The 1,193-nt window shown below is 51.9% G+C and carries 2 tRNA genes and 1 rRNA gene; all 3 read left to right on the forward strand.

Annotated features, from left to right (window positions below):
* Positions 1-650: ribosomal RNA gene (locus M1L23_RS00790) — 16S ribosomal RNA — on the forward strand; the annotation flags it as partial.
* Between the two features lie 95 nt (positions 651-745).
* Positions 746-822: transfer RNA gene (locus tag M1L23_RS00795), tRNA-Ile, on the forward strand.
* Positions 823-1,085: 263 nt separating this feature from the next.
* Positions 1,086-1,161: transfer RNA gene (locus tag M1L23_RS00800), tRNA-Ala, on the forward strand.
* Positions 1,162-1,193: the final 32 nt, after the last annotated feature.

Raw genomic sequence — 1,193 nt, forward strand, 5'->3', positions numbered from 1 at the left:
GGCCGCAAGGTTAAAACTCAAATGAATTGACGGGGGCCCGCACAAGCGGTGGAGCATGTGGTTTAATTCGATGCAACGCGAAGAACCTTACCATCCCTTGACATCCAGTGAATCTTTTAGAGATAGAGGAGTGCCTTCGGGAACACTGAGACAGGTGCTGCATGGCTGTCGTCAGCTCGTGTTGTGAGATGTTGGGTTAAGTCCCGCAACGAGCGCAACCCCTATCCTTAGTTGCCAGCACGTTATGGTGGGAACTCTAGGGAGACTGCCGGTGATAAACCGGAGGAAGGTGGGGACGACGTCAAGTCATCATGGCCCTTACGGGATGGGCTACACACGTGCTACAATGGCGCGTACAAAGGGCAGCCAGCTAGCGATAGTGAGCGAATCCCATAAAGCGCGTCGTAGTCCGGATTGGAGTCTGCAACTCGACTCCATGAAGCAGGAATCGCTAGTAATCGTGGATCAGAATGCCACGGTGAATACGTTCCCGGGCCTTGTACACACCGCCCGTCACACCATGGGAGTGGGCTGCAAAAGAAGTAGGTAGCTTAACCTTCGGGAGGGCGCTTACCACTTTGTGGTTCATGACTGGGGTGAAGTCGTAACAAGGTAGCCCTAGGGGAACCTGGGGCTGGATCACCTCCTTAACGAAAAAGATGTTTTTAAGTGTAAGTGCTCACACAGATTGATTGGCTTGATAACTGGAACGGATATACNAACACATAAAAGTTACATAGATACTGGGTCTGTAGCTCAGCCGGTTAGAGCGCACCCCTGATAAGGGTGAGGTCGGTAGTTCAAGTCTACTCAGACCCACCATTTTGTCACTCTAGCTACGTTAGCTCGTCGTCGCATATTGTAAATATGCGTCCTCCTTGCTGCCTTGCTAGAGCGCCAAAAGAGACGTTCGTAGGGCAGGCATTGCCTGCTGATGAATGAACACACTCTTATCTCAAAGCGCAGTCAGAATGGTTCAGGGCAAGGCGCACGTTGAGCGAATGAAGGAGCATACCTCAATGGTATGTGACTGAATGAGCGAATCGCGCAACAAAGCACTGGAGCGTTATGGCAAGCCTTAGATTGGGGCCATAGCTCAGCTGGGAGAGCGCCTGCCTTGCACGCAGGAGGTCAGCGGTTCGATCCCGCTTGGCTCCACCATCCTTTCGAATCTAATGTCTGTTCCAGGTAAT

The sequence above is a fragment of the Aliidiomarina quisquiliarum genome (genome assembly GCF_023922585.1).
GTDB classification, from domain to species: domain Bacteria; phylum Pseudomonadota; class Gammaproteobacteria; order Enterobacterales; family Alteromonadaceae; genus Aliidiomarina; species Aliidiomarina quisquiliarum.